This is a genomic window from Fretibacter rubidus (genome assembly GCF_041429785.1).
GTDB classification, from domain to species: domain Bacteria; phylum Pseudomonadota; class Alphaproteobacteria; order Caulobacterales; family Maricaulaceae; genus Fretibacter; species Fretibacter rubidus.
Window position 1 is genome coordinate 2,042,049 of the sequence record NZ_CP163423.1, and the last position, 25,058, is coordinate 2,067,106.

22 protein-coding genes and 1 pseudogene are annotated in these 25,058 nt (G+C 52.7%); 16 read left to right on the forward strand and 7 right to left on the reverse strand.

Annotation, left to right across the window (positions count from 1 at the left end):
- Positions 1-103: 103 nt before the first annotated feature.
- Entirely contained in the window at positions 104-541 is a 438-nt protein-coding gene (gene dksA / locus AB6B37_RS09485) for an RNA polymerase-binding protein DksA (protein WP_371395533.1), read from the reverse strand.
- 186 nt (positions 542-727) lie between these two features.
- Here dksA and AB6B37_RS09490 point away from each other — a divergent pair, with 186 nt between their 5' ends.
- The gene (locus AB6B37_RS09490) at positions 728-1,576 is read left to right on the forward strand and encodes an AAA family ATPase (RefSeq protein WP_371395534.1); all 849 of its coding nucleotides are present in this window, start codon (positions 728-730) and stop codon (positions 1,574-1,576) included.
- On the opposite strand, the gene AB6B37_RS09495 is transcribed toward AB6B37_RS09490, so the two are convergent.
- The 6 genes and pseudogenes from AB6B37_RS09495 to AB6B37_RS09520 form a co-directional block, all read right to left on the reverse strand.
- Entirely contained in the window at positions 1,573-2,865 is a 1,293-nt protein-coding gene (locus AB6B37_RS09495) for a flavohemoglobin expression-modulating QEGLA motif protein (RefSeq protein ID WP_371395535.1), read from the reverse strand. The two genes, AB6B37_RS09490 and AB6B37_RS09495, sit on opposite strands and share 4 nt — an antisense overlap.
- Before the next feature lie 103 nt (positions 2,866-2,968).
- A pseudogene (gene metH, locus AB6B37_RS09500) lies at positions 2,969-6,672 on the reverse strand (methionine synthase).
- Positions 6,672-7,604 carry a methylenetetrahydrofolate reductase [NAD(P)H] gene (gene metF / locus AB6B37_RS09505; RefSeq protein WP_371395536.1) on the reverse strand — a complete coding sequence of 311 codons (933 nt, stop codon included), beginning with the start codon at positions 7,602-7,604 and terminating at the stop codon, positions 6,672-6,674. Before metF ends, metH begins: the two are co-directional and overlap by 1 nt.
- Positions 7,591-8,565: an ArsR/SmtB family transcription factor gene (locus tag AB6B37_RS09510; RefSeq protein WP_371395537.1), complete on the reverse strand. Its 975-nt coding sequence runs from the start codon at positions 8,563-8,565 to the stop codon at positions 7,591-7,593. Before AB6B37_RS09510 ends, metF begins: the two co-directional genes overlap by 14 nt.
- A gap of 82 nt (positions 8,566-8,647) precedes the next feature.
- A complete protein-coding gene (locus AB6B37_RS09515; protein WP_371395538.1) occupies positions 8,648-9,895 on the reverse strand; it encodes a DUF885 family protein in 1,248 nt (415 codons plus the stop codon).
- An 83-nt stretch (positions 9,896-9,978) separates the two neighbouring features.
- Entirely contained in the window at positions 9,979-11,988 is a 2,010-nt protein-coding gene (locus AB6B37_RS09520; protein ID WP_371395539.1) for a glycoside hydrolase family 9 protein, read from the reverse strand.
- Positions 11,989-12,289: 301 nt separating this feature from the next.
- On the opposite strand from AB6B37_RS09520, the gene rplU reads away from it, so the two are divergent.
- From rplU to AB6B37_RS09595, 15 genes are all read left to right on the forward strand, one after another.
- Complete coding sequence (rplU, locus tag AB6B37_RS09525) at positions 12,290-12,601, forward strand: 50S ribosomal protein L21 (protein WP_371395540.1); 312 nt, start codon at positions 12,290-12,292, stop codon at positions 12,599-12,601.
- A 73-nt stretch (positions 12,602-12,674) separates the two neighbouring features.
- Positions 12,675-12,944: a 50S ribosomal protein L27 gene (gene rpmA / locus AB6B37_RS09530; RefSeq protein WP_371395541.1), complete on the forward strand. Its 270-nt coding sequence runs from the start codon at positions 12,675-12,677 to the stop codon at positions 12,942-12,944.
- A 192-nt stretch (positions 12,945-13,136) separates the two neighbouring features.
- Positions 13,137-13,730, forward strand: a complete 594-nt coding sequence (locus AB6B37_RS09535; RefSeq protein WP_371395542.1) for a GNAT family N-acetyltransferase — start codon at positions 13,137-13,139, stop codon at positions 13,728-13,730.
- Positions 13,721-14,167, forward strand: a complete 447-nt coding sequence (locus AB6B37_RS09540) for a GNAT family N-acetyltransferase (protein ID WP_371395543.1) — start codon at positions 13,721-13,723, stop codon at positions 14,165-14,167. Before AB6B37_RS09535 ends, AB6B37_RS09540 begins: the two co-directional genes overlap by 10 nt.
- Positions 14,164-15,249, forward strand: a complete 1,086-nt coding sequence (gene obgE, locus AB6B37_RS09545; protein WP_371395544.1) for a GTPase ObgE — start codon at positions 14,164-14,166, stop codon at positions 15,247-15,249. Before AB6B37_RS09540 ends, obgE begins: the two co-directional genes overlap by 4 nt.
- A 3-nt stretch (positions 15,250-15,252) precedes the next feature.
- The gene (proB, locus tag AB6B37_RS09550; RefSeq protein ID WP_371395545.1) at positions 15,253-16,389 is read left to right on the forward strand and encodes a glutamate 5-kinase; all 1,137 of its coding nucleotides are present in this window, start codon (positions 15,253-15,255) and stop codon (positions 16,387-16,389) included.
- A 7-nt stretch (positions 16,390-16,396) separates the two neighbouring features.
- The gene (locus AB6B37_RS09555; protein WP_371395546.1) at positions 16,397-16,990 is read left to right on the forward strand and encodes a nicotinate-nucleotide adenylyltransferase; all 594 of its coding nucleotides are present in this window, start codon (positions 16,397-16,399) and stop codon (positions 16,988-16,990) included.
- 60 nt (positions 16,991-17,050) lie between these two features.
- Positions 17,051-17,512: a ribosome silencing factor gene (rsfS, locus tag AB6B37_RS09560; RefSeq protein WP_371395547.1), complete on the forward strand. Its 462-nt coding sequence runs from the start codon at positions 17,051-17,053 to the stop codon at positions 17,510-17,512.
- A 3-nt stretch (positions 17,513-17,515) separates the two neighbouring features.
- Positions 17,516-17,986, forward strand: a complete 471-nt coding sequence (locus AB6B37_RS09565) for a 23S rRNA (pseudouridine(1915)-N(3))-methyltransferase RlmH (RefSeq protein WP_371395548.1) — start codon at positions 17,516-17,518, stop codon at positions 17,984-17,986.
- A 3-nt stretch (positions 17,987-17,989) separates the two neighbouring features.
- On the forward strand, positions 17,990-19,186 hold the full coding sequence (locus AB6B37_RS09570; RefSeq protein ID WP_371395549.1) for a murein hydrolase activator EnvC: 1,197 nt from the start codon (positions 17,990-17,992) through the stop codon (positions 19,184-19,186).
- A 112-nt stretch (positions 19,187-19,298) separates the two neighbouring features.
- A complete protein-coding gene (locus tag AB6B37_RS09575; RefSeq protein WP_371395550.1) occupies positions 19,299-20,627 on the forward strand; it encodes a S41 family peptidase in 1,329 nt (442 codons plus the stop codon).
- 7 nt (positions 20,628-20,634) lie between these two features.
- Positions 20,635-21,972: a S41 family peptidase gene (locus tag AB6B37_RS09580; protein WP_371395551.1), complete on the forward strand. Its 1,338-nt coding sequence runs from the start codon at positions 20,635-20,637 to the stop codon at positions 21,970-21,972.
- A gap of 82 nt (positions 21,973-22,054) precedes the next feature.
- Positions 22,055-23,245, forward strand: a complete 1,191-nt coding sequence (locus AB6B37_RS09585) for a divergent polysaccharide deacetylase family protein (RefSeq protein WP_371395552.1) — start codon at positions 22,055-22,057, stop codon at positions 23,243-23,245.
- Positions 23,242-23,778: an RNA pyrophosphohydrolase gene (locus AB6B37_RS09590; protein WP_371395553.1), complete on the forward strand. Its 537-nt coding sequence runs from the start codon at positions 23,242-23,244 to the stop codon at positions 23,776-23,778. Before AB6B37_RS09585 ends, AB6B37_RS09590 begins: the two co-directional genes overlap by 4 nt.
- Positions 23,775-25,055, forward strand: a complete 1,281-nt coding sequence (locus AB6B37_RS09595) for a TCR/Tet family MFS transporter (protein WP_371395554.1) — start codon at positions 23,775-23,777, stop codon at positions 25,053-25,055. Before AB6B37_RS09590 ends, AB6B37_RS09595 begins: the two co-directional genes overlap by 4 nt.
- Positions 25,056-25,058: the final 3 nt, after the last annotated feature.

Below are 25,058 nucleotides of genomic sequence, written 5' to 3' on the forward strand. Positions count from 1 at the left end.
ACAAAAAGAGGCAATGGTAAATTTAACCCGTTGCGACACACAGCCCCAATGGGCCTAGTTGTCTAATGATAGCCTAAAGACTGCCGCATTCGCCGAGAAAGGCCTAGCCCGCGCGCACTCGCTCTCCGCGTTCGTGCATTTCTTGGGCCTCAATAGACAATGTCGCGACAGGGCGCGCTTCTAGGCGGCGAACACGGATGGGGTCGCCCGTCTCCTCACAATAACCATAAGTGCCGTTATCGATGCGGCGAATGGCTTTGTCGATTTTATTGGTCAGCTTACGCAGACGATCACGGGTGCGCAGTTCAAGTTGACGGTCTGCATTGGCCGCCGCCGTATCCGCTGGGTCGGGATGGGACACATTTTCACCCTTAAGATACTCAATCGTCTCGGCCGTTTGCCGCGCGACGTCATCTCTCCAATCCGTCAGAATTTTACGGAAATAAGCCGACATAATCGGGTTCATGAATTTTTCGTCTTCGTCTGATGGCTGATAGCCCTCAGGGATTTTCACGCTTTCAGTCTTTTTCGCAGCAGTCATTATAAACTCCCAATTATCCCCAAACCGACTCACTTTTGTGGGTCTGATTTTGGGGCGCTATACAGCGGCTTTGGCCTCACGACAATAGGTCAAACTGCGATTGGTTTCCCGCGCGTATAAAGCTTGTGGATATTTGCTTGAACCCGCACGGCGCTACCCCTAGATAGGGCGCGAGATAAAAAGGATATGATGATGAAATTTGAAGGCACAAAAGACTACGTCGCGACTGGTGATTTGATGATGGCGGTTAATGCCGCTATCACATTAGAACGCCCGCTTTTGATCAAGGGCGAACCGGGAACGGGTAAAACTGTGCTGGCCCACGAAATCGCCAAAGGGCTGGGCGCGCCGCTGCTGGAATGGAACATCAAATCCACGACCAAAGCCCAACAAGGGCTGTATGAATATGACGCGGTGGCCCGCCTACGCGATAGCCAGCTAGGCGATGACCGCGTTCACGACATCAGCAATTATATCAAGCGCGGCAAAGTCTGGGAGGCTTTCACATCAGAGCAGCGCCCAATTTTGTTGATTGACGAAATTGACAAAGCCGATATCGAATTTCCAAACGACTTGTTGCATGAGCTCGATAAAATGGCGTTCTTTGTTTACGAGACAGGCGAGACCATCACAGCCAAACAGCGTCCGATTATCATCATCACATCCAATAATGAGAAAGACTTACCCGATGCGTTTTTGCGCCGGTGTTTTTTCCATTATATTCAATTCCCCGACGACGAGACTATGGCGAAAATCGTCGAAGTCCACTTCCCGGGTATTAAGCCGCGCCTGCTATCAGCGGCGATGAAACGCTTTTATGATGTGCGGTCCATGCCGGGCCTAAAGAAAAAGCCCAGCACGAGCGAACTTTTGGATTGGCTGAAATTGCTTCTGGTTGAAGATATTGATCCGGAGACCTTAAAAGAAGCCGACCCGAAAAAGATGATACCGCCGCTGCATGGTGCGCTGCTTAAGAATGAGCAGGATGTGCATCTGTTTGAGCGCTTAGCCTTCCTGAGCCGCCGCGAGAGCTAGTGATAGACTTGTGTGAAATTCCAAATCACAGGCACATCTTTTAAGGCGTCTTCGTAATGGCTGGAAAAGCCAGGCATTTTCACCTGATTAAGAAAGCTGGAATAGGCGAGATAGGACACGAGGAAGCGCAAATCCTGTACCCAGGGCGGCATATATTTCGGCACGGTCAATTCCCCATGTTCGGCCAGATATGCCAAAGCAGGCACGTCTTGGAGGTCCAATTTACCCGACCATAAAATTCGGATTAAATCTGCGCGGCCCAATTTCACGACACTACGCATATAATTATGCACCCGCAAAAGCCCGTTTAGATAGACCATGTCTTTGGTGAACGGGGCGCCGCCGGTAATCACACCGCCCCTGAAAATACGGCGTGTGTTTTCAAACGCTTCTTCGCGACTATGGCTACGCGGGACATAGAAATCGAAAACCTCTTTAAAATCTGCACCGTCCAGACACATTTGAATAGCCAAAACGCGGTCTCCTAAACGACGGAAACGGTCGGGGTCCATCGCGCCGCTGATAATTTCAGCAAACACAGCCAAGCCTTCTTGGATCTCAGTCGTCCCCGCATGGGCGCGCGCCAGAAACGGAAAGCCCTCTTGCGCGGCCCCGTTTAATCCTGTTGCGACATGCACAAGCGCTTCATGCTGCAACAGCTGATCAACATCACGCGCGCCAAACACGGCGGATGATTTCACCCGAATACGGGTCCGCCCCGCCAAGGCTTTGGCTGATAAGTTGGGTCTGACCTCGACGCGCGGCGCATCTTCGCCGAAATGGTATTTCAAATGCGGGCGCAGGCGCTTTGCAAACTCAACGCCGCCAAATTCAGCTTGGCATCCCTCCATGACCAGATGGTCAAAATCCAACCCATCAAGGGATGCATCCATATGACGCGCCAAGTCCAACACGCGTGTTTTACGGTCGATCATAAATTGGGTGGGTTCCCCAAACAGGGCCTTTGAATGATTGAGAAATTGCGCTGTTCCGCGACTTTGTAATAAGCCGCCCATCTCTTCTAACGTCCCGCTGAAACGTCGCACGAACTCTGTTACGGGGTGGTCACCGTCCAGCAACGCCCGTGCAGAGGCCACGGCTTCATGAACATGGGTTGTATCGACTCTGGAATATTTCGGACGCGGCAAAGCCCCTGTGTCGAGGAATTTTTTGCGCCAACGGTCATCCCAATTCATCGACCTTAACAAAGGTAAGCCCTTGGCCGTATCATTTAAAATTGCAGCGGCCTGTTTGGCCTTTGCGAGATGGGCGGGGGCAAGTTTTTCCATGAGGACGCTATAGGCTGATTAGGTAAAGGCGCAAAGCGAAAAGGGTGCGGGACCGTCAAGCAACACATGGATAGCCGACACAGGGTCGCCTATGACGGCGTATTTATTTATAATTTAAAATCGGGGCAAGCCAGCGTTCGACATCCGCTAAGTCCATATCTTTGCGGCGGGCGTAATCTTCGACCTGGTCTTTTTCAATTTTACCGACGCCGAAATATACCGAATCTGGATGACTGAAATAAAGACCCGAGACGGAACTGGCGGGATGCATGGCAAAGCTTTGCGTCAGGGTCACCCCCGCCGCTTCCGTTGCGTTTAACACACGAAACAATGTCGCCTTTTCAGTGTGATCAGGTTGGGCGGGATAGCCAGGAGCGGGGCGGATACCATCATATTTTTCAGCAATTAAGTCATCGCCCATAAAGGTCTCGTCAGGGGCGTAACCCCAAAATTCACGGCGCACCCGTTTATGCATATGTTCCGCAAAGGCTTCGGCCAGACGGTCGGTCAGCGCTTGGAATAAAATCGCATTATAATCATCGCCCGCGGCTTTGAAATTGGCCGCGTGGTCTTCTTCGCCAATGCCTGTGGTGACGCAAAACGCGCCAATATAATCGTCTTGAGTGGCGCAGAAATCAGAGATACAGAAATTGGCCCTGCCCCCTGCCCCTTTGGAGATTTGCTGCCGAAGGCCATGGAAGGTCGCCAGCGTTTCGCTGCGGCTCTCGTCAGTAAAGACACGCACATCATCACCGTCACGCGCAGCGGGCCAAAAGCCAATGACCGCGCGCGCCTCTGTCCATTTCTGCTCAATCATTTTATCGAGCATGGCATTGGCATCACGGAATAAATCCCGCGCGACTTCGCCGTAGCGCTCATTCTCTAAGATTGCAGGATAACGACCTTTAAGCTCCCATGTCGCAAAAAACGGCGTCCAGTCGATGAAATCACGCAGTTTCGCAAGGTCATAATTCACAAAGTTTTTCGTGCCAATAAATGTGGGCTTTGGCGGGGTATAACCCTCGAAATTGGGCGCATAGGCATTGGCTTGCGCCTCTTTCAGGGTTAGCCGTTCTTTCTTTTGTTGGCCTTTAAGGTGGCTGTCACGGGCGCGGACATAGTCTTTGGCAATATCGTCAATATAGCTTTGCTTCTCATCACCAAGCAGCTGGCTCACCACGCCGACAGCGCGCGACGCGTCCGTCACGTAAACCGTTGGCCCCGCTTTATAGGCAGGTTCAATCTTCACCGCCGTATGGGTTTTAGACGTCGTGGCGCCGCCGATCAGCAGCGGAATATCAAAGCCTTCGCGCTGCATTTCTTCGCCGACATACACCATTTCGTCCAGTGACGGCGTGATCAGGCCAGACAAGCCAATCATATCAACCTTATGCTCCTTGGCAGCCGTCAAGATTTTATCGCACGGCACCATGACGCCCAAATCAACAACGTCATAGCCGTTACATTGCAGCACAACACCGACGATATTTTTGCCAATATCATGCACGTCCCCTTTGACGGTCGCCATCAGGACTTTGCCGTTGGATTGCCCCTCTGTGCCGAGCGTCTTTTTCTCTTCTTCCATATAGGGCAGAAGATGGGCAACAGAGGCCTTCATAACGCGCGCAGATTTCACGACTTGCGGAAGGAACATTTTACCAGAGCCGAACAAATCACCGACCACATTCATACCGTCCATGAGCGGCCCTTCGATAACGTGGAGCGGACGGTCAGCTTTGGCGCGGGCTTCTTCGGTATCCTCAATAATGAAATCTGTAATGCCGCGCACCAAGGCATGTTCTAGCCGTTTTTCAACGGATTGTTTGCGCCATTCAAGATCAACGACTTGGGCCTTGCCTTTGCCGTCGCCGCGGTATTTTTCGGCCACATCCAGCAAACGGTCGGTCGCGTCAGGACGACGGTTTAAAATCACGTCCTCGACCCGCTCGCGCAGCTCATCGGGGATATCGTCATAAATCGTCAACTGGCCCGCATTAACAATTGCCATATCAAGCCCCGCCGGAATGGCGTGATAAAGAAACACGCTATGCATCGCCTCACGCAGCGGCTCATTGCCGCGAAATGAGAATGACACATTTGAAAGCCCGCCCGAAATGCGCGCATGGGGCAGATTGGCTTTGATGCGTTTACAGGCATCAAAGAACGCAACGGCATAATCATTATGCTCTTCAATCCCTGTCGCCACGGCAAAAATATTAGGATCAAAAATAATGTCTTCAGGTGGAAAACCAATGCCGACCAGAAGGTTATAAGCGCGTTCGCAAATCTCGTATTTATGATCGGCTGTTTCCGCTTGGCCTTGCTCGTCAAAGGCCATAACGACCGTTGCCGCGCCGAGGTCACGCACGATTTTAGCATGGCGCAGAAATTCCTCTTCGCCCTCTTTCATAGAAATAGAGTTCACCACCGCTTTGCCCTGCACGCATTTAAGGCCCGCCTCAATGATGTGAAATTTAGAGCTATCAATCATCACGGGAACGCGCGCAATATCCGGCTCCCCCGCCATGAGTTGCAGAAAGCGCACCATCGCCGCCTCGCCGTCAATCAGCCCGTCATCCATATTCACATCAATGATTTGCGCGCCGTTTTCGACTTGCTGGCGCGCCACGGCCAGCGCCTCTTCAAACTTGCCGTTTTTAATCAGACGTTTGAATTTCGCCGAGCCCGCAACATTCGTGCGTTCCCCAACATTGATAAATTGTGTTGTGTTAGTCATGGCTATACCGCGATTTGAAATGGCTCTAGGCCTGATAGTCGTAATGTGGGCGCGATAGTTGGCACTGTGCGGGCTTGCCCCTCTGCGGCCATATCGGCGATGGCTTTGATATGGTCGGGCGTGGTCCCGCAGCATCCGCCCAGGATATTGACAAGGCGGCTGTCCACCCATGGCGCGATCTGACCCGCCATATCGGCGGGTGTTTCGTCATATTCACCAAAGGCATTGGGCAGTCCCGCATTAGGAAAGGCCAAAATATGCGTATCTGCGACTTTGGATAACGCCGCAATATGGGGCCGCATTTCATCCGCGCCAAGCGCACAATTGAGCCCCACCGCAAAGGGTTTCGCGTGAGCAATCGACAGCCAAAAGGCTTCGGCCGTTTGCCCTGATAACGTCCGACCAGAGCGGTCGGTGATCGTGCCCGAAATCAAGATTGGTTTTTCATAACCGACCTCGTCAAACACAGCGCGCACAGCGGCGATGGCCGCCTTGCAATTGAGCGTATCAAAAACCGTTTCAATCAAGACAGCATCGACCAAATCGACTTGGGCGCGGACTTGGCCTTTATAGCTCTCGACAACCTCATCGAATGTCACGTCGCGAAAGCCGGGGTCTTCGACCTTGGGCGAAATCGAGAGTGTCTTATTCATCGGGCCAATAGACCCCAACACAGCACGGGGCTTGTCGGGTGTTTTAGCCGTCCATTCATCGGCACATTTGCGCGCGACTTTGGCAGACGCCCGCGCGATTTCAGACGCCAAATCGGACATATCGTAATCGGCTTGTGAAATGGTTGTGGCATTAAAGCTATTGGTTTCAATCAAATCAGCACCCGCGGCGAGAAATGCATGATGCACGGCCTCAACAGCGGTGGGTTTGGTCAAAACAAGCAAGTCGTTATTACCCTTTAGCGGGCTGGGCCAATCCGCAAAACGCGTACCGCGAAAATCGTCCTCGGTCAGTTTTTGCTTTTGCAGCATAGTGCCCATCGCGCCGTCCAAAATAACGATGCGGTTTTTGATAGACTCTGTGATGTGGGTCCACACGGTATCGGATTGGGGAGACATTATGCGCTCTCTTTTTTACGGTTATGAAGGCCTAAAACACGGCTGACCGCTATAGCAAGGTCGGCTTTATTCAGGGTATAAAGATGAAAATGCGTAACGCCGCGCTCGTGCAGTTCTGCGGTTAATTCGCCGACAAGGCTAGCAGTCAAAAGCTGGCGCGCTAGCGGGTCTTTATCAAGGCCGTCAAACAGACCTGCATACCAAGACGGCACATTTACGCCGCACATTTTTGACATACGTTGCAAGCCTTTGAAATTGGGTTGCAGCATCAGGCCCGGCACGATGGGGATATCAATACCCGCATCGGCGACGCGGTCTTGGAAAGATAAAAACGTATCGGGTTCAAAGAAAAATTGCGTGATGGCGCGCGTCGCACCCGCATCGACTTTGCGCTTTAGGTTATCAATTTCCGCGTCCCATGATCCGCTCTCAGGATGAAGTTCTGGATAAGCAGAGACAGACACTTCAAAATCATGGGCTTTACGCAGACCTTCAACTAAATCAGACCCATAAGCATAGCCACCGGGTGTCGGTGTGTAGGCCTTATCAATGCCGTCGGGCGCGTCCCCACGCAGGGCCACAATATGCCGCACACCTGCGCCCCAATAGGCATCCGCGATTTGTTCAATCTCGTCTTTCGTTGACCCGACACAGGTTAAATGGGCGGCGGGTTTGAAATTGGTTTCCCGCACCATGCGTTTAACCGTGCGGTGGGTACGTTCACGCGTCGAGCCGCCCGCCCCATATGTGACAGAGACAAAATCAGGGTTAAGCGGCTGCAATTTGGCGATACTATCCCAGAGCGCGGTTTCCATGGCCTCGTTTTTGGGTGGGAAAAATTCATAAGACACGCGAAGGTCACGTGTATCCGCCCCCGCCGTGCGCGCAACAGGACCAAGGCTATGAGGGGGTTTTACATTAAGCGCTGACATGGTGATGTCCTTTGTTAAGGGGCGCAGATTTAACGGCGCACCAGATTTTCACATTTGGGCGTCCGTGGGAGACGCCTTTAATGGTTTTTACAGTTTCAACGGTGAGGCCCACCTCGCGCGCCCAGCCCGCAATATCTGTGTCTTGGAACCCCAAACGGCGGTGGGCGTAATCCTTGCGAAAGGCTTCTAAATCATGGGCTTCAAAATCAATGATAAGCAACCGCCCGCCGGGTGACAAAATTCGCGCGGCTTCCGATATCGCCTCATAAGGGTCATCCAAATAATGCAACACTTGGTGCAATGTCACGAGATCTGCGCAGTTTGCGTCCAATGGCGTGACATGCAAATCCCCTTGGCGAACCGAAATATGGTCATGTCCCGCACTGGCGAGTTTATGCCGCGCGACTTTCAGCATATCGGTATTATTATCAATACCCGACCCACGCGCGATACGGTCAGAGAACACATCCAAAACACGGCCCGTGCCTGTGCCTAGGTCGACCATATAATCAAACGGCCCGTCGCCTGCCATTGCGCGCATAGCGGTTTCTATGTCGGATTGCGGCAAATATTCATCGCCGAGTTGCCCCGTATCGTTGGCGACAGACGCAAAGAAACTCTCGGCGGCTTTAGCGCGCTCAGCCCTAACATCTTCCAGGCGGCGGCGATCAGATAGCAGCGTCTTGTCATCCACAGGTAGCGCGTTCAGCGTCGTGGCAACAAGCGCGGTCACAGCGGCATTGCCCCGCCGCAAGCGCGAGAACACCCAACTCCCCTCTTTCAATCGTTCAATAATGGCCGCACTTTCCAGCGAATTGATATATTGCGTCACGCGCGGTTGCGACAGACCCAATATTTGCGTGAGTTCAGAGACGGTTAACTCACCACGCGCTAAAAGAGCCAAAATCCGAAGCCGTTCCGGATGGCCAAGCACTTTCAAAGCATTTGCAATTCTGTCCATAGGCTATGGTTAACAAAGCCGGATTAACAAGTATATAAAAAAATTCTTATATCTTTATAATTAATGTGAAATGTAAATCTCACTAAGAGTCTTCACCCGTCATATCCATCGCAATCTTAAGCGTATCATAGAGAGCCCCAAGCTCCCGGTGATCGAGTCGTAGCAGCGCATCATGAAATGCCCTGTGATCAAAACGCTCGCCCAAATCAGCTTGAAGGTTTTTTTTAGCGTCCATGATCGCTTGGTATCCAAGGAGATAGCCCAAATGTTGATGCTGAGACGCTGTCAGCCGCGCATATTCGCGTTCAAAATAGCCCCAGAGCCGCGGCGGCATGCGCCCCTGCCAAACTTTTTGTAAATGCGTTTTATCGGTTAACCCCATCTCTGCGCGCTCAACATCCAGCAATATCCGCATCGCCCGAATGAGGCGGTAGTCGAGCCACGCAAGTTTATGTTCTGGTGCGTCAAAGAACCCCTCTTCATCGGCAACAAATTCCGTATAGGTTACCCAGCCCTCTAATAGATAGGTAAACCCAGAACGCGTGCTAAAATCATCGCAAAGCTTGCTGTCTTTATCATTTTTCAGGTCTAAGTGATGCCCTGGGAAAATCTCATGAACGCTGATAAAAGCGGCGACGTCCAGATTAAATACGCCGTCATTGGGATAGGCAATCAAGGTATTATCCTTGCGCTGATAAGACGCTGGCGCAGACCATCTATGCGGTGCATCGGACGCTTTGGCGACGCCACTAGGGAGGCCGTAGTCATAAAACTGGCCCCGCAAATCACGCTCCGCCCGCCTTATTAACGCGTCATAGACCTCTGTCACGCGCGAAGGGTCATCTGTGCGGGCCGCTGGACGCATGGCAATATCATGCAGCGTCTTATCAGAGCCTTGATCGACCAACCGTTGCTGCAACCGGTTCAGCTTCGCCTGAACCTCAGCAAATTCAATTTCGCCAATATCGCGTAATTCAGCCAGCGTCGGCGTATAGCCCAGATAGCGTTCGGCCCGCCTTTGCATAGCGTGTGACGTCGCGGTTATTTTGGAGCTCTTTTTATCAATAGAGCGGCGATATTGGGCTTTGATATTGTGAACGGTAATGTGTTCGCACCGCGTTAGGTGCTTTGTATTGAGGGTGTCGAGAGTGCCGATTGCACCCTCCATATCTTCAATGGATTTGGACATGTCATTGCGAGCGGCCACATAAGACTGATGAAATTTCAGCCGCGTTTCTTTTGGTGTAACAACACTATGCCAATAATAGACATTCGCGACTGCGAAGCCCAAAACCGTGATTATGGCCGCCAATATCCGCCATCTTTTCATGACGTACAATAAACACGCTGCGCGCTAGGCGTAAATGGCACCAGATTTAAACAATAGAGACAATTCATCACTTTGTGAAAGCTCTACTTCGCAAACTTGGACAGCAAGCGAATATAACTCAGTTGATAGGCATTGCTATTTTCTGTCACGGACCAGCTATTCAGCGGCCAACCTTCATTAAAATCGGTGTAGGACTTGGCGGGGGGCTGCCCAGCGGGTGGGCGCATTTCGGGCAATTTGCACATATCGTCGCCGTAATCACCGCACTGCGTCATGCAGCAATCATCGCGTGCATAGGACGGATTGGGGCCGCCGACCAAAAAACCCGGCGCAGGGCCGTAAGTCGAGGTCAGTGTGCTGTCGTAATCCGCGTGACCATCTTTGAACCAAGCGTGATAAAATTCACTCACGGAGGTCTCTGCGCCAAGCGTCCCCATATTTGACAAATAGACTTTCCCCAGCGGATTCACCCCGTGTAGATAATGCAGATAATGGCTGGCAACATTGCGGTATTGCGCGTCCGTGGCCCCGCCGATACCGCTTATGATCGCTTGGGTGAAAATCGACCCACGGCGGGATTTCGTGCCATTACTGCCCCAAAAATAGTTGGGCATATAAGAACCGTAACCATCGCGCCCATCGAGCATCGGGGTAAGAACCTCGCCCGAACCCACCACAGCCGCTTTATAATCGCGCAGGATTGCACCTCGAAAATCAGCATCAATGCCATCAAGTCGGGCAAAATATAGGAGTGTTGGCGCGATATCGCCCTCAAACCCATCGGCCGCCGTGGGGCGCATCGGCTTTATTTGTGTGTATAGCGCTTGGACTTGGTCAGCATATTTCGCCTCCCCCGTCATTTCGTACATATAAACGGCGGACATCATGATTTTCTTGGAAAGGCGGTCTGGCCCCACTTCTTGTTGCCCCGCAGCTAGGCCTTTGGAGCCTTGGGCGCCATTATTATTGAAAAATGTCACATCAGGGTTGGCCACGGCCCAATCCCATGCATCTTTTGCGCGAGTTTTATAGCGCGCGGCGGCAGCAGGGTGGCTCTGCGCCATGACGGTAGAGGCCATAGCGAAAGCCCCTGCCGCACTGTAAGCGGATGAGGTGTTTTCTGGCCCGTAAAAGCTGGGCCCTGTGGCGGCGGACGGCGGTGAAGCTTCGGACAGGCCCATCACAGAGAGCATAGAGCCGTCGGGATTTTGCATCCGTTCCAGCCAATCCAGCCCCCATTTAACCTCATCTAAAATATCGGGCGTCCCGTTGCCGCTCTCTGGGATGTTAAAATCATCCGTCCAGACGGCAGGGTTTTCAAGATAGCTATGCAACATCCAGCGGACATAATTGGACGTCCAACTGGTATATTTATTATAATCGCCCGCATCATACCATCCCCCGCGCAAGTCACGCTCAGTGGAGGCATCATCCTTGGCAGAATAAAGCCGCGCTTGCCCGTCTTGCCCAGGGCCAATATGGGACGCGCCGTCTCGATAACCAACCGCCGCATAGGGGGCGTCTTTGGCAAAGCCGGCGCGTTGGTAAAAAAACGTCTTGAACGCCGCTTTAAGAACGGGGGTGTAGATGTCGTCCCTGATCTCAAATGGGTGGCTTTGGTTGGTAAAGTCCTCATAACCATCATCTAAATTGACAATGCGGTATGTACCGGGGGTGGTCACGGCGCTGAAATCAAAAATCGCTAGCTTGTCGCCAGACGCAGCGTCAATCGCCCCACCCTTCCAAGGTTTTGATACGCCCTGATACACAAAAGCATTAGTGTTGACGTTAAGAACACCGTAAACGCTGGGTTTGGTACTCGTGTCTTGCGTATAAAGTGAGCCCAAATTTTCAATCGGTTTCCTGTCATGGCCAATAGGCAATCTGTCCCATCCGATAACCGGAAAGCGAATAACCGCTCGCTTTTCTAACTCTGGTAGATATCCGAATTGATCAACAACAATTATGCGGGTTGGAAGAGGCGTTAGGGGCGGTTTAGCATGTGCGAATAGGCCGCCTGCGCTTACGATTATCCCCACCGCCATCGCGCGTGTCACCGCCCAAATGAGCGCGAATCGTAACCGCTGTTTCATGAATTACCCTTTCAATGCGGTTTTGCCGCCAAATATCGTTATATTTGCTTCACTATGCGGTCAACACGCCGCTTTTCAAGGCTAGGGGGTAAGTTTTGCTCGATTCTTAACGGCATATGCGCTATTAGGGCATTCCAGCGTTGGAAAAAGGCGTAAAAACCCTGCAAAAGCGCCGTTGACTTTGGCAAATCAGCGCTTATAAACCAGCGAACTTGGCCGCACTCGTGTGGCCTTAATCTATTTTATGCGCGGTTGACCCTTATAATTATAAGTCACGCCGCACACGCAAAAGGAAAAAGCCATGTTTGCAGTTATCCAAACCGGCGGTAAGCAATATAAAGTCGCAAAAGACGATATCATTATCGTTGAGAAGCTGACGGGTGATGCTGGCGCAAAAGTATCATTTGATGACGTTCTTATGTGCGGCAAAGACGGCGACGTCAAAGTCGGCGCCCCCCTTGTTAAGGGTGCTGGCGTGACGGGCGAAGTCCTAGAGCAGCGCAAAGGCGAGAAGGTTCTCGTGTTTAAGAAAAAGCGTCGTCAGAACTATCGTCGTAAGCGCGGTCACCGCCAAGAAGAGACAGTTGTAAAAATTACAGCAATTAAAGGCTAAGGCCAAATTAGTTTAGGGCTATGGCCCAACAGGTTAAACCTTAAGGTTCAGACCCAGATTTAAGGAGTGCATCATGGCACATAAAAAAGCAGGTGGTTCGTCAAACAATGGTCGCGACAGTGCTGGCCGTCGTCTAGGCGTCAAGAAATCAGGCGGCCAAGCCGTTATTCCTGGTAACATTATCATCCGTCAACGTGGCACGAAGTATTATCCTGGCACCAATGTCGGCATGGGCAAAGACCACACGCTATTCGCGCTCACGGAAGGCCGCGTCACATTTGCAACCAAACGCAATGACCGCACATTCGTATCTGTCGAGCCCATGGCAAAAGCAGCGGAATAATAGCAGCCCCCATAGACGGGTTGCCCCTCAATAGAGGCGACCCGAGATGAATACAGGGAAATCGGGTCGCCGATTTCCCTTTTTTATTGCCTAAAACCTATTTTTTATCCGGCAATCTGTCCCTGTAGTAATCTTGTCACAATGGACCTGTAAGGCGGGCGCAATTAACGTGACAGCAATGTGGAGACTATCATGAGACCAACAATCGAGACCGACAGACTTTATCTGCGTCCCCTGCGCATGAGCGACGCCAAATGGTTCGCTAGCTACGCCGGCGCCCCCGAAGTCGCGCGCATGACAGGCTCCATTACAACGGGCATCACTGCGATGGAAGCCGAGTTCTGGATTATGCGTAATCTATCGCGGCAAAAACGCGGTCTGGCCCATATTTACGTGATTGAACATGACGGCGCCCCTGTTGGCATGGTTGATTTGTTCAAACGCACAGATGATGCCGCGCTTGAAATTGGCTACTCGCTCATGCCGCAGCATTGGGGCAAGGGCTATATGTATGAAGCCTGCGTCGCCATGATTGCAGAGGCCCGCGATAGCCTCGGCGCGACGCGCATCATCGCCAGTGTCTTTGCCGATAATCCTGCCAGCATCCGCTTGCTCGTGAAACTCGGCTTTACGGCAGCAGAAACATCAGAGCAGTGGTTCTCTATGGGCCGCATGGAAAAAGCACGCGGTGTTACGCTTACGCTGGATATTGACGATGATGACATGGAGAGCGACCTGCCCTTACAAAGCGGCTCACTAATGAGTTCATCGGCCTTTTGCAAATAACGTTTAATGCGAAGCTGCCATCAGCGCAGCGTTTCAAAGCCCTGCGCAACAGCGCGGGGTGGGGAGACATAACGGTAGCGCAGTCAAAGGCGACGCTATCAGCCAGTTTGGGCGGTATGTGCGCCTATAAAGGTGAGACGTTAGTCGGCATGACACGTTACATTGGCGACGGCGTTTTGAACCTTTATTTACAAGACGTCATCGTCCATGCCGATTATCGTAAGCAAGGTTTAGGCAAAACGCTCATAAAACGTACAGTGCGGGTGTTGCAAGAAAACTACCCTGCTGACTGCACGATAGGATTAATGGCTGCAAAAGGCCAAGACGCTTTTTATATGCAATTTGGGTTCAATACGCGCCCGAGTGATGTATATGGGGCAGGAATGATTGCGGCCCTTGGCAATTTATGCACAGCGGACGACACAGGTGAGCTATGAAGTTTTTAGATCAAGCCAAAGTCTATATCCGGTCCGGTAATGGCGGTGCGGGTTGCGTGTCATTTCGGCGCGAAAAGAACGTGGCCTTTGGCGGCCCGAACGGTGGTGACGGCGGCAAGGGCGGCGACATTTGGGCGGTGGCCGATAAAGACCTGAACACGCTGATCGATTACCGTTTCAAACAACATTTCAAAGCGGGCACAGGTATTCACGGCATGGGCCGCGACCGACACGGTGCGGGCGGCGAAGATATAGAGCTTCGCGTGCCTGTCGGGACACAAATTGTGGATGCGGAAAATGACGATGTGCTGGTCGATTTAACGGAACCCGGACAGCGGGCCCTGCTTGCCCAAGGCGGCAATGGCGGCTGGGGTAATGCGCGTTTTAAATCCTCAACCAACCAAGCGCCGCGCCGCGCCAATCCCGGCGAAGAAGGCGAAGAACGCTGGATCTGGTTACGCCTAAAATTGCTGGCCGATGCGGGACTTGTGGGCCTGCCCAATGCTGGCAAATCGACGTTTTTGTCGACGGTCACAGCTGCCACGCCAAAGACAGCGGATTATCCCTTTACAACATTGCACCCGCATCTCGGCGTTGTTGACCTTGGCCCTGTTGAGCGTTTCGTGCTTGCCGATCTACCGGGCCTTATTGAAGGCGCATCAGAAGGCGCAGGCTTAGGACATAGGTTTTTAGGCCATGTCGAGCGCTGTGCGGCGGTGCTGCATCTTGTTGACGCATCATCTGATGACCCCGCGGATGCCTACCGCGTTATCCGAAACGAGCTTCTGACTTACGGCGAAGGTATTGAAAACAAACCAGAAATCGTTGTTCTCACGAAATGCGATATTATTGACGAGGACACAATGAACACGGCACGCGATGCGGTCGAAGCCGAATGTGGGCAGACGCCACTGCTGATTTCATCTGCCACGCAATTAGGTTTGAAACCTGTTCTGTTTTCCGTGTTCAATCACGTCAAAGCCCGCCGCGCCAAAGAAGACGCGGTGCGCGAAGCGAAATTGCTGAAAGAGGCCATACGTCGCGGTGAAGCCGAAGAAGAGGCCAAAGGCTGGTCGCCATAAATTATGGTTGCCGCCGCCTTGCATAGCCCGCTTAGCCAATCAAAGCGCATTGTTATAAAAATTGGCTCTGCACTTTTAATTGACGCGCAAACTGGAACACTGCGTAGCGATTGGCTGTCGACTGTCGCAGACGATATTGCGGGCCTTAAATCACGCGGTGTTGATGTCGTTATCGTCAGCTCTGGCGCGATTGCGTTGGGCCGTAAACGCTTGGGACTAAACGGCACTTTATCACTGTCTGAAAAACAAGCCTGCGCGGCGGCGGGACAATCGGAACTGACCCGCGCCTATGAACGCGCACTAGAGCCGCATCATATCGTAACGGCGCAAGCGCTACTAACCTTGACCGATACAGAAGATCGCCGCCGCTGGCTTAACGCGCGCGGAACATTACAGACGCTGATAAAACTGGGCGCGGTTCCGATTGTCAACGAAAACGACACGGTCGCCACAGACGAAATCCGATACGGCGACAATGACCGATTGGCGGCGCGTGTGGCGCAAATGCTGGGCGCCGATACGCTTGTGCTGCTCTCTGATATTGACGGGCTATACACAGACGACCCGCGCAAGAACAGCACGGCGAAACACTTGCCTCTTATCGACTCGCTCACCCCTGATATTATGGCGATGGGCGGCGACGCCAATGCGGGGGCGCAAGTCGGGACTGGCGGCATGGCGACTAAGCTGCTGGCCGCGAAAATCGCCGTCGATGCGGGATGTTCAATGGTCATTATGGACGGGCAAGCACCCTCACCGCTATCGCGCCTCATGAACGGGGCGACATGCAGTGTCTTTAAGGCATCAGGCGATCCTGCGGGCGCACGGGCGCAGTGGATTATGGGCGCGCTTAAACCCAAAGGAACGCTGCATATTGACGGCGGCGCAGCCGGGGCCATAACAAAGGGTAGCAGCCTGTTAGCGGCGGGTATTACAGATGTTTCAGGCGATTTTGTCAAAGGCGACACAGTCTTAGTCATGGATTTAAACGACGTCGAGGTCGCGCGCGGCCTTATTGGTTATAGCGCCGTGGAAGCACGACATATTATGGGCCGAAAATCAGATGAAATCAGTGCTATTTTGGGCTATGATAACGGCGCAGCGGTCATTCACCGCGATAATATGGTCATAACGTCATGAGCTTTACGTGCAGATTATAAGCCCAGTGGGGCCAAGCGTTGGCCTATTTGGCGGGTCGTTTAACCCAGCCCACGCAGGGCATATGCATCTAGCAAGAACAGCGCAAACAGCTTTTGGTCTTGACCAAATCTGGTGGCTCGTCAGCCCGCAAAACCCGTTAAAGCCCGCGCAACCGCCCTATGAGAAGCGCGTTGCAAGTGTAGAAGCCTTAAGGCTACCGCGCAGTATGAAAGTGGCCCATCTAGAGCGCGACTTTGGTACGCAATATACAGTGGATTTAATCGCGCGCGTAAAACGGCACTATCCCCATAACCGCTTTGTGTTTCTAATGGGGGCCGATAATTTTAGCCAATTACCCAAATGGCGGGACTGGCACGATATTGTCCATATGGTGCCGATTGGCGTGATTGCGCGACCTGAAAAGTCTGGCGTGATAGACCTGAAACCGCGCTTGGGACAGGCGGCTACACTTTACCAAAAGGCCCGCATTCCAGAGACAGCGTCGCATGTCTTGCCCGACGCGACCGCCCCCGCTTGGAGCTATGTCACGACGCCGCTTAACCGTCTTTCATCAAGTGCAATTCGTGCTTTGAAACAATAGCCAAAGATGATTATGCATGTTATCAGATGGATTGTCAGTTAAACGGAGAAACCCCTGACTATGACCAGTGACGCCCCACAAGCAAACGTCAAAGAGGCCAATGTATTGACCACGACATCTGAAAAACGCAAAGCCGCCAAAGTCGAGTCGCGCAAACTGGCCAATAAAGTCGTCGAAATTCTGGATGAGAACTCCGCGCAAGACATTCTTGATATTGATATTTCAGAAAAGTCATCCGTGGCTGACGTGATGATTGTTGCCTCTGGCCGCTCAAACCGTCATGTTGGCGCGCTGGCCGATTACGTGCAACGCGGATTAAAAGAACTAGGCATGAAAGACCTAGGCGTCGAAGGCCTAGAGGCGTCAGATTGGGTATTGATCGATGCGGGTGATGTGATTTTACACATATTCCGTCCCGAAGTGCGGGCCTTTTATAATCTAGAGAAAATCTGGTCGCTCCCGCTGCCTGAATCCGTGCGCGCGCTGGCCCCTGCTGACCCGTCAATGGACCAAGAGGGCTAAGCCTTGCGCCTGACCCTACGGGCGGCGGGTATTATCCGCAAAGGTCCGGAACGTGACCTGATTGATGATTATCTAACCCGTGCCAAAGGCCTTGCCAGTGCTTGCGGGTTCCTGTCTGTCTCTGAACAACAAGTTGACCTGCGCTCTGCAAAATCTCGCGCGGACGAAACAGATATATTGCTCGGCGATATTCCCGCGACGCAAAAACTGATTATTTTAGATGAACGCGGTAAGGCGTTGAAATCGCGCGCGATTGCAAAGCAACTATCCGACTGGCGCAATGACGGCATCACGGACGCCGTCTTTGTGATTGGCGGCGCGGATGGGTTTGAGCCAGCCAATATCCCGCCTCATGCTGTGCGCTGGGCCTTTGGGCCGCAAGTGTGGCCGCATAAGCTGGTGCGGGTCATGTTATCAGAACAATTATACCGCGCCCTATCGATTTTGGCGGGCTCGCCCTATCATAGGGATTAGGCCATGTTGCGCGCTATCATATCATTATTGCTCATGCTGCTTATCCCCATGACTGCTGACGCACAGATTAATCCCGCCGACCTTGATAAGCTAAAACGCGAGCAAGCCGCCGCCAAAGCCAAAGCCGATAAAATCGCCAAGCAACAAGACAGCGTGCGCGCAGATATCAATAAATTTAAGCGCGACCTGCAAAAATCAGCCGCCCAATCCGCGACCATTGAAAAAACTAGTCGCCAGATTGCGGATAAATTATCAGAGCTTAACCGCGATGAAACGCGGCTCAACGGCTCGCTAAGCGCCGATAAAGCGGCCTTAACCGAAGTGCTGGCCGCCCTGCAAAGACTAGAGGTCAACCCGCCGCCTGCCCTGATGGTCGGCGCGAAAAACGCGTCGGACGCCGCTATGGCCGCGGTGTTGATGGGATCAGTGTCCGATCAGCTAAACGCCCGTGCGACTGAACTGCGAGCGCGCATCACGGAACTCTCGGCCGTGCGAGATGATATTGAAGCAGAGAAAGCAAAGTTGTCGCGCAATGAAGCGGTATTAAACCAAAAACGCACAGAGATTAAATCCCTCGTAGCGGAGAAATCAAAGCTCGACGCAAAGCTGGGCGAGACGCGAGCGGCAGAAAAACGCCGTGCCGAACGCCTCGCCGCGCAAGCCGATGATTTACAAGAGCTTATCCGCCGCTTTGAGCTAACGGCGCGCGCCATACAGCCGCGGATTAAACCCTCTCGTGATGGCAGCGGCGCTACGCCGCGCGTCAAACCCCGCTCAGGCAGCCGCACTGAAACCCCAATAGAGCTACCCGATGGGACTGTGCGATTTGCCGATGCGCGCGGCGCGTTAACCTCCCCCGTCCAAGGCACATTAAAGTCCAGCTACGGCAATGGTCGCCAAGGTATGACCATCGCCACACGACCCGGCGCGCAAGTGCTATCGCCATATACAGGACGGGTAGAATTTGCAGGCGCGTTTAAAACCTACGGCGAAGTCGTGATTTTAAACGTCGGTGAGAATTATTTTATCCTCCTGACGGGCCTCGGCGAGATATTTGTCAGCGCAGGCGAAACCGTAGACCTTGGCGAACCTGTTGGATTAATGCCTTTTAATGCGCAAAAGGGCACAGAATTATATATAGAATTTAGAAAGTCGGGACAGCCGATTAATCCAAAACCCTGGCTGGGGGCGTCTTTCTAGGCACAATATACCGCAGTCAATCACACGGCTTTACACAAACATGTGGTTTGCAATTTTGGCAAAAGCCGCACATATATAGTTATACGCGCATCTTTAAGCGCGAACGGAGTGAATGATGAAATATATAGTTCCCGCCCTCGGCACAGTCGCAGCGCTGTCCTTGTTTGCTTTTTCCGTCAAAGACACGACGACGGCCATAGCGGTAGAACGCCCATCATATGACGAAACCTTTCAGCAGCTAGAGCTGTTTGCCAATGTTTTGGCCAGTGTGCGTTCTGATTACGTTGTTGATGTTGAGAACGAAGCCCTGATTGAAGAAGCCCTAAACGGGATGCTACAAAGCCTTGACCCGCATAGCAGCTATATGAATGCAGACGCGTTTCGGTCTATGCAGACCACGACATCGGGTGAATACGGCGGCCTTGGCATGGAAGTCACCACAGAAGAAGGCTTTGTCAAAGTCGTTGCCCCCTTTGATGACACCCCCGCATCCCGCGCGGGTATTGAGCCCGGTGATTACCTGACAGAGATTAACGGCGAGAGCTTGCTGGGTCTAAGCCTCACCGAGGCGGTTGAGCAGATGCGCGGCAAACCCGGCGAGCCGATTACAGTCACCGTTGTACGCAGCGGCGAAGACGATCAAATGGAACTGACCATGGTGCGCGAGGTTATTGAGCGCAAACCCGTGTCCGCCGAAGTCAAAGACGGTCTTGCCTATCTGCGGATTGCGCAATTTAATGAAAAAACAGAAAGCAGCCTGAAAGAAGGCATTGAAAAAGTAACCAAAGAATTGGGGGGTCGTGTGCCCGGTGTGATTTTAGATCTGCGCCGCAATCCTGGCGGTCTTTTGGATCAATCGATAAAAGTCAGCAGTGTGTTCCTTGACGGCGGCGAAGTCGTTTCCACGCGTGGACGTCGCCCCAATGATGTTGAGAATTACAATGCCGAGAAAAAAGAGCTTCTCAAGGGTGTGCCCCTCGTCGTCATTATTGATAATGCGTCGGCCTCGGCCTCTGAAATTGTTGCGGGTGCTATTCAAGACAGAAAACGTGGGTTGGTGATCGGTAAGACATCGTTTGGCAAAGGCTCTGTGCAGTCTATCCTGCCGCTTCGCGGGGGTCGTGACGGGGCGCTCCGTTTGACCACACAACGGTATTACACGCCGTCAGGCCGTTCTATTCAAGGCTCTGGTATTGAACCGGATTTGTTCATTTCAGCCCAACTAAAAGACGACGAGGCAGAAGAATTTCACGAATCTGACCTACCCAACGCCATTATTAATGAGTTGGAAGAAGCCGCCAAGGCCGATGATGAGGAAGAAATCATTGTCGACTATCCGCCAGAAGGTTTTGACGTCGAGGACGGCGATTATCAATTGCAGCGCGCGATTGAGATTTTGAAAGACGGCTCTTACGCCAAATTGCTCAACGCAGCGGGATAAGACAGCCGTGACATTGCGCCACCGTTTTATCCTCGCGGCCGTCCTGAGCCTCGTCTTTTGTTTTTGGGCGCCTGGTCCAAATCCAGCCGCCAAAGACGCCGTGAGTGCTGCTGCCATCAAAACTGAAAATGCGGAGATGCTGGATAGGCTTAAGCTTTTTGCGGATGTTCTGGCCGTTGTGCGCAATGAATATGTCGAAGATGTGGATGATGCCGATTTGATTGATGCGGCCCTGAACGGGGCGCTTAATTCGCTCGACCCGCATTCATCTTATGTGCCGCCCGTCAAATTTGAAGAACAAAAAGAAGCCGCACGCGGTGAATACGGCGGCCTCGGCATTGAAGTCATTCAAGAGAACAATCTGGTCAAAATCAATTACGCGTTAGAAGACGCCCCCGCTTATAAGGCGGGCATACGCACAGGTGATTATATCACCGCAGTCGAAGGTGAACGCACATTTGGTAAAACATTGGACGAAGCCATTGAAGGCATGAAAGGCCTTGCGGGCGATCCCGTTACAGTTACCGTGCTAACACCTGATAATATTACCAAAGACGTTGTGGTTATTCGCCAAGTCGTGCGCCGCCGCGCCGTGCGTCACCGCGTTGAAAAAGGCCAAGGCTATGTCTTTCTTGAGACGTTTAATAACGAACGACTAACGGATGATTTGGAACTGGCGCTAAAAGACATCAAACGACAATTAGGCGTGAGTAACATTCCTGGCTTAATTATAGATTTGCGCGGCAATCGGGGTGGCCTGTTGACAGAGTCTGTCAGCGTCTCTGGCTTATTTCTTGATGGCGGCGAAGTCCTATCGGCGCGCGGCCGCACGTCCGAGGATACAGAGCGCTACCACGCAGAAGACGGTCAATTTGATAAGGATATGCGCATTGTCGTGCTTATTGATAGCGGATCAGCCTCGGCCGCAGAGATTGTGGCCGGTGCCCTCCAAGACCGGGGCCGTGCGGTTGTTGTCGGGCGGCGGTCATTTGGCAAAGGGTCTGTGCAATCCGTTATGCCGCTCGCCATTAATAATGGCGCGCTGCGCCTGACCACGCAGAAATATTACACGCCGTCTGGCAAGTCTATTCAGGGGCGCGGCATCATGCCAGATGTCCTTGTCGCCCTGTCACCTGACACAGGCACCATCCGCAAGCAATTCCGCGAAGCGTCATTCTCAAACGCGCTAAGCAATGCGGATATGAGTGCTTTTGAAGAAGATCACGACACAATTGATTATCCGCCAGAAGACTGGCCCCGGACAGAAGATTATCAATTGCAAAAGGCGCTGGATATTATCCGTTCGTCCCGCCACACGGATATATTATCCAAGTTTGAAAAATAGCCGCGCAAGCTAGCGTTTCTAGTCACTGTGACAGCGCGTATAAACAATAGACCTTGCGCGCAAATCGCCATAATAGTTTCCCATGGTTCGTTCCTCTGACCCCCGTTTGACCCAACGTCAAAAACTGCCTTCGCTGTGGACACACACTTTGGGGGCTTGCACATTATTGGTTGCTGTCGGGGCCGCCTTAATCGGCGCTCTGCATGTCTACGGAACGGATGATGATGCGGTCGCGGTGCAAACAGTCACCGTCCCCGCCCGCCCCCAAGCCGTCGCTGCGCAAAACTTAAACAGCGATAGCGACACCTTACCCGATTTGTTAGAGGGGGATGTTGCCCCTGGCACAAACCCGACGACAACGCTTGCGGCTGTTGACGCGCTTGGTAATCCTATTAACGCAGATGAAGGCCTCGCAGGCGGGAATAATCGTGACGCAAGCCCCGTCGTGGTTTCTGGACAAAACAATCCACCCAGTGCGGTTATCACGGCCCTAACCAAGGCTAGTCCTTTCGGCCCTATTCCAACAATCAGTCGCGATGGCCGCAAACCCGTCAATGTCTATGCCCGCCCCGCTAAGCTTTCGGCAGGGACGAAACCTATCGCAATCGTTATCGGCGGGCTAGGCATTAACCGCACCGTTACGCAGCGCGCGATTAATGAGTTGCCAACAGACGTCACCCTATCCTTTGCCGCTCACGCCCAAGGCCTGCAAGGCCAGATTAATCAGGCCCGTGCGCGGGGCTTTGAGGTGATGATTGAACTGCCTATGGAAAGCGCCAGTTTTAACGCCTCAGAACCCGGGGCCAATCGCGCGTTGCGGGTAAACGGGACCAATGTGAAGTCATCGAATTTACGCAATCTTGATTGGCTGCTTAGTCGGGCTGGCGGATATTTTGGCGTCATTAATTACAATGGTGATTTGTTTTTACCTCGCTCTGATACGGTTGTGCCGATTTTGGCGCGACTATCGAGCAGTGGTCTTGGTTTTATTTTTGATGGCTCCAGCACGGCCCCGTCGCTTCAAACCTTGGCAGGGGCTTCAGGCGTGCCGTTTACGACCGCTTATACGCTGATCGATGATAATCCAGACACGGGCGCGATTAATACCAAATTGGCGTTACTGGCGGCAGACGCAAAATCAGGCGGCAATGCGCCCATCGGGGTTGGGTTTAGCTATCCACAAACCATCGACGCCGTCATTGATTTCACCCAGGATTTAAACGGCCAAGGCCTATCGCTTGTCCCCGCATCGTCCATGTTAAAGGGCGGATGATGGTGCGCAAATTTGACACAGAGCCCACAGCGGACATCGCGCAATACCGCCCCGCCGCAGGGGCCGTGATTTTTAATTCGCACGGCCAAGTCTGGCTCGGCCGTCGTGCCAATGAAACACGCGACGAGATATGGCAATATCCACAAGGCGGCATTGATGCAGGCGAAAATCAGGAAATTGCCGTGCTGCGTGAGGTCCATGAAGAAACCAGCATCACCGCCAAGCATCTTGCCCCGCTTGGCATGATCAAAGAGCAGCTATTTTATGACCTTCCGGGGCAGTATAAAATCACAGAGCGCACAAAAAAATGGCGCGGGCAGCGGCAATATTGGTATGCTTTTCGTTTCATCGGCAAAGACAAACATATTGATTTGTCCCTGCAAGACCCCGCCGAATTTAGTGCCTGGAAATGGGGTGACCTTAATGAGGCCGTTGACACGGTGGTGGACTTTAAACGCGACGTTTATGCACGTTTAGCAAACGAATTTAAGGCGTTTGCAAACCCCGTCACTGGCTCTAAGCTTTATAAATGAGCGCTACGTCCACATCATCCCCGAAAGTAAATGGCAAAAACGCGCTGATTTTTGTACTGTTGACGGTGGTTATTAATTCCATTGGCTTTGGGATTATGATTCCCGTCTTGCCCGATTTGTTAAAAGAGCTGACGGGACTGGCCAATAATGAAGCCGCCATTCACGGCGGCTGGCTGACCTTTGTTTTCGCCGTCATGCAATTCATCTGTATGCCAATTGTGGGCGCGCTGTCTGACCGTTATGGACGCCGCCCGATTATGCTGCTCTCGCTCTTTGGGCTATCGATTGATTACTTCATCATGGGCTTTGCGCCGACTATCGCGTTTTTATATTTGGGCCGCATTATCGCGGGCGCGTTCGGCGCGACCTTCAGCACAGCCAATGCCTATATCGCCGACATTTCCCCGCCCGAAACACGGGCACAAAACTTTGGGCTTGTGGGGGCTGCGTTTGGTATTGGCTTTATGCTTGGCCCTGTTTTAGGCGGCTTTATTGGGGATGCTTACGGCCCCCGTGCGCCGTTCATCGCGGCGGGAATTATTTCCATGATCAATGTGATTTACGGCTTTATCTTTCTCCCTGAAACGCTGGCGCCTGAAAACCGCCGTCCTTTCAAATGGTCACGCGCGAACCCGTTTGGCTCGCTTAAATCATTGGGCCGTATCAAAGGGGTCAAGGGACTTATCTTTGTTATGTTTGCGCTGGCCGTGGCCCATACCGTCTACCCCAGCACCTATGCGTTCTCGACCATCGAAGGTTTGGGCTGGGACGCGGGCGATGTGGGGTGGTCACTCGGCGCTTTTGGGCTGGCTAGTATCATTGTCCAAGGCGGTCTTATCCGTGTCATCATTCCCAAAATTGGGCTGTTTTGGGCGGGCGTCATGGGGATGGTCTCGGCCAGCATCGCCTATACGGGTATGGGCCTCGCGCAAGCTGGATGGGTGATTTACGCCATGGGGCCGTTCGCCGCTTTCGCAGGACTATATAATCCCGCGCTGAATAATATGATGAGCACTCGCGTCGGCAAAGACGAGCAAGGTGAACTGCAAGGCGCCATCGGTGCGGCTCAGGGCTTGGCCCTGATGATTGGCCCGCTGATGATGACAAATGTGTTCGAGCGTTTTGCCGATAAAACCGCCCCGCCCTATGTCCCCGGCGCGCCGTTCCTGCTCGCAGGAGGGCTCGCCGCGCTATCGCTACTGATTTATGTGCTGGTAACGAATGAGGATGACAGACGCGCGCGGGTGAGTGACGTCGTAGAACCCGGTATCGACTAAAGA

Coding starts and splice junctions, on each gene's coding strand:
- AB6B37_RS09515 (WP_371395538.1), bottom strand. CDS start 9,895: ATGAAAAGATGGCGGATATTGGCGGCCATAATCACGGTTTTGGGCTTC.
- proB (WP_371395545.1), top strand. CDS start 15,253: ATGGTTGCCGCCGCCTTGCATAGCCCGCTTAGCCAATCAAAGCGCATT.
- AB6B37_RS09570 (WP_371395549.1), top strand. CDS start 17,990: ATGTTGCGCGCTATCATATCATTATTGCTCATGCTGCTTATCCCCATG.
- rplU (WP_371395540.1), top strand. CDS start 12,290: ATGTTTGCAGTTATCCAAACCGGCGGTAAGCAATATAAAGTCGCAAAA.
- AB6B37_RS09585 (WP_371395552.1), top strand. CDS start 22,055: ATGGTTCGTTCCTCTGACCCCCGTTTGACCCAACGTCAAAAACTGCCT.
- AB6B37_RS09495 (WP_371395535.1), bottom strand. CDS start 2,865: ATGGAAAAACTTGCCCCCGCCCATCTCGCAAAGGCCAAACAGGCCGCT.
- AB6B37_RS09595 (WP_371395554.1), top strand. CDS start 23,775: ATGAGCGCTACGTCCACATCATCCCCGAAAGTAAATGGCAAAAACGCG.
- rpmA (WP_371395541.1), top strand. CDS start 12,675: ATGGCACATAAAAAAGCAGGTGGTTCGTCAAACAATGGTCGCGACAGT.
- AB6B37_RS09520 (WP_371395539.1), bottom strand. CDS start 11,988: ATGAAACAGCGGTTACGATTCGCGCTCATTTGGGCGGTGACACGCGCG.
- AB6B37_RS09490 (WP_371395534.1), top strand. CDS start 728: ATGATGATGAAATTTGAAGGCACAAAAGACTACGTCGCGACTGGTGAT.
- AB6B37_RS09575 (WP_371395550.1), top strand. CDS start 19,299: ATGATGAAATATATAGTTCCCGCCCTCGGCACAGTCGCAGCGCTGTCC.
- AB6B37_RS09510 (WP_371395537.1), bottom strand. CDS start 8,565: ATGGACAGAATTGCAAATGCTTTGAAAGTGCTTGGCCATCCGGAACGG.
- dksA (WP_371395533.1), bottom strand. CDS start 541: ATGACTGCTGCGAAAAAGACTGAAAGCGTGAAAATCCCTGAGGGCTAT.
- AB6B37_RS09535 (WP_371395542.1), top strand. CDS start 13,137: ATGAGACCAACAATCGAGACCGACAGACTTTATCTGCGTCCCCTGCGC.
- rsfS (WP_371395547.1), top strand. CDS start 17,051: ATGACCAGTGACGCCCCACAAGCAAACGTCAAAGAGGCCAATGTATTG.
- AB6B37_RS09590 (WP_371395553.1), top strand. CDS start 23,242: ATGATGGTGCGCAAATTTGACACAGAGCCCACAGCGGACATCGCGCAA.
- obgE (WP_371395544.1), top strand. CDS start 14,164: ATGAAGTTTTTAGATCAAGCCAAAGTCTATATCCGGTCCGGTAATGGC.
- metF (WP_371395536.1), bottom strand. CDS start 7,604: ATGTCAGCGCTTAATGTAAAACCCCCTCATAGCCTTGGTCCTGTTGCG.